This window comes from Chloroflexota bacterium, from assembly GCA_014360905.1.
Classification (GTDB): domain Bacteria; phylum Chloroflexota; class Anaerolineae; order UBA2200; family UBA2200; genus JACIWX01.
This window is the reverse complement of record JACIWW010000021.1, coordinates 48,054-54,053: the sequence shown is the minus strand read 5'-3', so window position 1 is coordinate 54,053 and position 6,000 is coordinate 48,054. Positions and strand designations below refer to the sequence as shown.

At 59.3% G+C, this 6,000-nt stretch carries 4 protein-coding genes; all 4 read right to left on the bottom strand.

Features of this window, described 5'->3' with window-relative positions; genetic code table 11:
• Positions 1–272 precede the first annotated feature (272 nt).
• A complete protein-coding gene (locus H5T67_09470) occupies positions 273–1,853 on the bottom strand; it encodes a phosphoglycerate dehydrogenase (GenBank protein MBC7245541.1) in 1,581 nt (526 codons plus the stop codon).
• Positions 1,854–1,866: 13 nt separating this feature from the next.
• Entirely contained in the window at positions 1,867–3,225 is a 1,359-nt protein-coding gene (locus tag H5T67_09465) for a TrpB-like pyridoxal phosphate-dependent enzyme (protein ID MBC7245540.1), read from the bottom strand.
• 2 nt (positions 3,226–3,227) lie between these two features.
• The gene (locus H5T67_09460) at positions 3,228–3,419 is read right to left on the bottom strand and encodes a hypothetical protein (protein MBC7245539.1); all 192 of its coding nucleotides are present in this window, start codon (positions 3,417–3,419) and stop codon (positions 3,228–3,230) included.
• Between the two features lie 779 nt (positions 3,420–4,198).
• Positions 4,199–5,842: a phosphoenolpyruvate carboxykinase (ATP) gene (locus tag H5T67_09455; GenBank protein ID MBC7245538.1), complete on the bottom strand. Its 1,644-nt coding sequence runs from the start codon at positions 5,840–5,842 to the stop codon at positions 4,199–4,201.
• Positions 5,843–6,000: the final 158 nt, after the last annotated feature.

The following is a 6,000-nucleotide window of genomic DNA, read 5'->3' as shown; positions in this document are numbered from 1 at the left end:
ACGGCGGACTGTGGTCCGCCGGGAGCAGGCATGCCATCAGCGAGTAGGGGAACGAATGGGCAGAGCGTAGCCGTTCGTTGATGGCTATCCCTTGTAACAGACCGCGCCAGACCGGGGAATGAATTCCCCGGCCATGCTGGCGGCTAGAAAAGCCGCCCTACACTACACGCTACCCCTCTCCTACGCTGTAGGAGAGGGGGCTTTTCGCGAGGGCTGTTGCCCACGCGGAGCTGAGGGAGATGGCTAGAGAAGTGGCTCTGACACCCCGCTTCCTACAACCGCACCATCCATGCCGCGCGGATGCTGGGCAAAGTCATCACCTGCTCCAGTACTTCCGGCGTCAATGGGTCGTCCAACCCTAGCACCAAGATGCCTGGCCCGCCTCGCTCTCGCCTGCCCACCTGCACGAAATGGATGTTCACGCCCGCATGCCCCAGCACAGTGCCCATGCGCCCTAGAATGCCTAGTTGCTCGATGTGTTCGCTGACCAGCAGCAACCCTCGCGCGACAAAATCCAGCCAATAGCCGTCAATCTGCACGATGTGGGGCTCGCCGCGCAGCACCGCCCCAGTAATCGTGTGCCGTTGCCTTGCACTGCACAGACGCAGCTCCACCCAATCCGACCACCCGCCTGCGCTGTCCACCGGTTCGTACTTTCCGGCAAAGGCAATGCCCCGTTCCTGCGCCACCAGCGGTGCGTTCACCCAGTTCACTGCCTCCTCACTGCTTCCCGCTAGCAGCCCCACCAGCGCTGCCGAGACCAACAAGTCCATGCGCTGCCTAGCCACTTGGCTGCCGCAAGCCACTTCTACCGACTGCAGATGATCCGACTGCCATTGGGCGTAGAAACTGCCCAAGCGCTGCGTCAGATCCAGGTAAGGTTGCAATTGCTCCAACTCCTCTGCCGCCAGAGCCGGGGCGTTCACAGGATAACGCGGTATCTGTCCAGCGAGCACTTCCAGCACTTGTTGAGCAACCTCGACTGCCGTGTCCCGCTGGGCTTCTATGGTGGATCCCGCTACATGCGGCGTCAGGACCACCTTATCGCTGCGCAACAAGCGGCTGTTCAGCACTGGTTCCTGGGCAAATACATCGAGTGCAGCACCCGCCAGCCGCCCTTCCTCCAGTGCCTGACACAACGCCTGCTCATCCACCAGATTGCCCCGCGCACAGTTGATGAGATAGGCACTTGGCTTCATCAAAGCCAACTCACGACTGCTAATCAGGCCCCGGTTCTGCTCATGGCCAGGCAGGTGTAGCGAGACGAAATCAGCGCTCCGCAACAACTCGTCGAACGGAACCCATTGCACGCCTAATTGTGCTGCACGCTCTGCAGTAACGAATGGGTCGTACGCGATGACCTTCATCTCCAATCCCATTGCTCGGCGTGCCACGGCTGTCCCCACTCTCCCCAACCCAACCAGTCCCAGCACCTTGCCGCGCACCTGCTCGCCCTGGCAGCATTCCTTCTTCCAGCGCCCCTGGCGCAGCGCAGCGTCCGCGAAGGGGATGCGCCGCACCAAAGACAGTAGCATTGCCAATGTGTGTTCAGCAACTGCCACCGTATTGCCATAGGGCGCGTTGACCACCACAATGCCCCTGCGCGTGGCTGCCGGCAGGTCAATGTTGTCCACCCCCGTGCCGGCGCGTCCGATGGCCCTCAGGCTCGATGCTGCTGCGATCACTTTCTCGGTAATCTGCGTATTGCTGCGCACAATCAAGGCTTCATAAGGCGCAATTACCTGGGCTAGTTCTGACGTGGTTAGGCCAAGTTTCATGTCCACTTGAGCCTGTTCACGAAGCAGCCGCAGCCCTTCCTCTGCCAGTGGTTCGGTGACCAATATGCGATACATCGCACACCCCCGATTATCGCACCAGCGGCAACTCAGCAAGTGCTTTCCTTACCTCGCTCTCTGGGTACTCGTAATCCTGAAGCGTACCGCTGAAGTAGGCATCGTAGGCAGCCAGGTCAAAATGGCCGTGCCCGCTGAAATTGAACAGGATGACTTTCGACTCGCCAGTCTCCTTGCAGCGCAGCGCTTCATCTATAGCCGCGCGCACGGCATGAGCCGTTTCCGGTGCTGGGACAATGCCCTCGCTGCGTGCGAATTGCACCGCTGCCGCAAATACCTCATTCTGGTGGTACGCCACCGCTGCGATGTAACCCGCCTGCGCGAGCGCCGAGATCAGCGGTGCCATGCCGTGATAGCGCAGCCCTCCGGCATGGATGCCCGCGGGCACAAAGGAGTGACCCAGCGTGTGCATTTTCACCAACGGGGTTGTCTTGGCTGTATCGCCAAAGTCATAGGCATAGACCCCCTTGGTGATCGAGGGGCAAGCCTTTGGCTCCACTGCGATAAAGCGCGTCCTGGCTCCCTCCCGCAGCACCCGACGCAGGAAGGGGAAAGCTAGCCCGGCATAGTTGGAGCCACCGCCAACGCAGCCGATGACCACATCCGGCTCTTCGCCTGTCATCTCCATCTGCAGCAGTGCTTCCTCGCCGATCACCGTCTGATGCAGCAAGACGTGGTTGAGCACACTGCCCAGAGAGTACTTGGTGTCCTCGTTCTTGGCTGCCACCTCCACCGCCTCGCTGATGGCAATGCCCAATGAGCCGAGGGAATCTGGGTTCTGGGCGAGGATGCTGCGCCCAGCTTCTGTCTCTGGGCTGGGGCTGGGAGTGACGCTGGCACCCCACAACTGCATCAACGAGCGACGGTACGGCTTTTGCTGATAACTGATCTTCACCATATAGACCTTGCACTCGATGCCGAAGAAATGACAGGCCATCGCCAGTGCACTGCCCCATTGCCCCGCGCCCGTCTCTGTGGTAATACGTCGCACGCCCTCCATCTTGTTGTAATAAGCCTGGGCCACCGCCGTGTTGGGCTTGTGGCTGCCGGGTGGACTCACTCCTTCGTTCTTGTAGTAGATGTGCGCTGGCGTATCCAGAGCTTGCTCCAGGCGTCGTGCACGCACCAGCGGCGTGGGGCGCCACAAACGGTACACTGCGCGCACTTCCTCCGGGATCGGGATGTAGCGCTCCGTGCTCACCTCCTGCCCGATCAACGCCATCGGGAACAATGGCGCCAGGTCATCCGGCCCCACCGGCTGCAGCGTGGCGGGGTGCAATACCGGCGGCAGCGGCACAGGCAAATCCGCGATGATGTTGTACCATGCCTTGGGCAACTTGCCTTCGTCTAATATGAACTTGTTCCTATCCATCTTCATCCTCCTTTCTGTATGTCATCTCTCCTGCCATGCAGGAGAGAGCCTGCCCTGAGCACAACGAACGGGCCGGGGGTGAGTCCCAGCCCCATACACTCCTTCACCTCCTCCATTGTCGCTCTGGCGATAGTCCGCGCCCGCCGTGTGCCATCGCGCAACACATCGCGCACATCTAAGCAAAAACCTCCCATCCCTCGAAAACTCCGGGACGGGAGGTTCTCACCCGCGGTGCCACCCTCATTAGGCCGACCTCTTTATGCCAGAAACAAAAAATCCGCCCGTGACGGCGGAATGACTGTCGTGAAGGCCAGCCTCACTCATTGCAGGTACAGGATAGCACTGTGGCCATCGCTGGCCGTGCCATCCGATACCCTCAGCCGTGATAACGGTGGCGGCTCCGGCACAGGCTACTGGGCCCTCACCCCTGCCCTCTCCCTCTTAGGGAGAGGGAGCAGCAACACCTTTCGCCCTGCAACTCCCAAGCCCATTCAGCGTCCGCAGCGGTACCGGGCTTGCACCTGACCCCGGCTCTCTACACCGCCCACGCACGCCTACTAGCCTTGTTCACAGTCTTTGCTGTTTCGCTTTGATAAAAATATAGCATAGAACAGCCATTCTGTCAAATCTCGTTGCTCTTCTATCTGATAAACGGCATGGCCTGCTCTATAATTGTAAACACTGTCTAGTTGCCCACTGTGTGGCAAGCATCCTTACCCAAGAGGAGAATTAGCAGCAGGCTGTGCTCCCACGTTCAGCCAAAATGGCCGGGGAATGAATTCCCCGGCTGAATGTGCGAAGCCCCTGAAGGGGCTTGTTGCTTTTAGCCAGGGATTTCAATCCCTGGCATCCATGAGCGCTGAAGCGCTCACTACAAACCCGCCCAAAGACGGCGGACTGTGGTCCGCCGGGAGCAAGTGGGATTGCTTCGCCGCCTGTGGCGGCTCGCAATGAGGTCTGTGCCCCTCAATCCTCACTTCCCTGGACATTGCGCCGCTATGGCTGGGTCAATGCCCTTCTTGGCATAGACCTTGTCGAAATAGGTGCGGAAATCGTTCGCTAATTTGCGTGCCTGGCGCTCAAACGCCTCTTTGTCCGCCCACGTGTTGCGCGGGTTGAGCATCGTCTGGTCCACATCGGGACAGGTGCGCGGCACCCAGATATGGAAGAGCGGATCCTCGTCGTATTCCACATCTTTGAGTTTCCCGCTCAAAGCGGCGTGCACGATCGCCCGCGTCACGCTAATGTCAATGCGGTGCCCGACGCCAAAGATGCCGCCCGTCCAGCCCGTGTTGATCAAGTACACGTCCGTCCCATGCTGGCGCATCTTCTCGCCCAGCATGGAAGCGTAAACATCGGGGTTGCGTGGCATGAAGGGCGAACCAAAGAAGCGGGAAAAGGTGCTCTCGGGGTCAATAATGCCCGTCTCCGTGCCAGCCAGTTTGCTCGTGTAGCCCATCAAAAACCACAGCATAGCCTGCTCGGGAGTGAGCCGGGACACTGGCGGCAGCACCCCGTTGGCGTCAGCGGTGAGGAAGAGAATGGTGCGCGGATGCCCGCCCACCGGCGGGTCCTTGATGTTGCTCAGAAAACTGAGTGGATAGGAAGCGCGCGAATTGGGCGTGAGGCGGGCGTCGTCCAAATCGAAATGACCGTCGGGATACATCATCGCGTTCTCGACAATGGCGCCGTGATCTAGGTAATGCGCCTCGTGGAAGACGGCATTCCATATCTCCGGCTCTTTATCCTTGCGCAAGTTGATCAGTTTGGCGTAGCACCCGTACTCGAAGTTGGAAACCCCGTTCTCGCTCCAGGCGTGCTCATCATCGCCCAGCAGCGCACGCCGCGGATCAGCCGAGAGGGTGGTCTTGCCAGTACCCGAGAGCCCGAGCAAGAGGGCGATATCGCCTTCAGGGCCTTCGTTGGCAGAACAGTGCAAGGGCAGGACGCCCACGCCAGGCAGCACATAGTTCATCACACTGAACATCATCTTCTTCACGCTGCCGCAATAGGCTGAGCCATACACCACACCTATGCGTCGGTCAAAGTCCATGGCCACAGCCATGTTCGAAGTGCGTCCATCGCGCAATTTGCGCAGGCGCCCCGCGTACCTTTCCCGATCTAATTTATCATAAGGACACGCCAGCAGCGTGAACCCGCGCTTTGCCAGAACGCTCTTCTCCAAATCAGGGGGCACGGGACGGAACATGTTATCGCTGAACAATGCGGTCAATGCCCTATCCGTCACCACCTTCACCGGCATGGCATACTTTGTCTCCGCCACCAGCACGCGATCCGTGACATAGAGCGTAGGCTTGCGTGCCAGCGTGTTCAGCGCGTCCACCACCAGCATATCGAACGTCTCGGGTTCCATCGGGATGTTGTTCGGCGAATCCCAATCAATGGTCGCTTCGCTTTCCTGATGCCGGACGGTATACGTATCCTGGGGACTGCGCCCGGTGGATTCAGGGGGAGTCCACGTAGCCAGGCATCCGTTTGCGGCAACCAGCGCTTCTTTGCGCGCTACGACCTGAGCGATCATCTCACGGCGCGAGGGATTGTCCTGCACATAAGGGTGCTCGCTGAGGAGCTCAGCTACTTTGCTTTGCCAATCCATATTTCGTTGTTGCCTCCATGTCATCTTCATTTTATCTGTGTTGAGAAGGGGGTGTCTCGTCTTCGCTTCACCTCTCCTCGTGCTCAGTGTTTGCAGCCCAAACATTGTAACACAATTGCACGCGCGCGTCAATACATGAGGGGTAATTGGGGATAGTT